The sequence below is a fragment of the Bartonella sp. AP19HLJMH genome (assembly GCF_042196245.1).
Taxonomy (GTDB): Bacteria; Pseudomonadota; Alphaproteobacteria; order Rhizobiales; family Rhizobiaceae; genus Bartonella.
Map to the genome: position 1 here is coordinate 1 of NZ_JBHIPX010000115.1, position 509 is coordinate 509.

Here is a 509-nt window from a genome sequence, read left to right on the forward strand (position 1 = left end):
CTTAACATGGCAAGCGCTGCAAAAAAGCGTTCCTCACAGCTCTCAGGGATAGCTACCCATATCAAAACCCTTGATGAGAAAATGGGAGGGTTACAAGCATCTGACTTAATTATCCTTGCGGGGCGCCCTGGGATGGGGAAGACCTCTCTGGCGACCAATATTGCTTTTAATATTGCCAATGCTTGCAAGCGTCATGATAACAGCCAAGCCAATGAAGGGGGTATTGTAGGTTTCTTTTCACTTGAGATGTCAACTGAACAGCTTGCAACTCGTATTATCTCAGAGCAAATAAAGGTTTCTTCTTCTGATATGCGCCGTGGTAATATCTCAGAAGAGCAATTTGCAAAAATTATTCACGCAATGCGTTCCTTACAAACAATCCCTCTTTATATTGATCAAACGGGTGGGGTGTCTATTGCACAATTGTCCGCTCGTGCAAGGCGTCTTAAACGACAACATGGTCTAGATGTCTTGATTATCGATTATATCCAACTCATGACAAGCGGTTC

General features: G+C 43.6%; 1 protein-coding gene. It reads left to right on the forward strand.

The annotated features are described in order from the left end of the window. A partial coding sequence (locus ACFINR_RS09685; RefSeq protein ID WP_375654262.1) for a DnaB-like helicase C-terminal domain-containing protein occupies positions 1–509 on the forward strand: 509 nt, incomplete at both ends.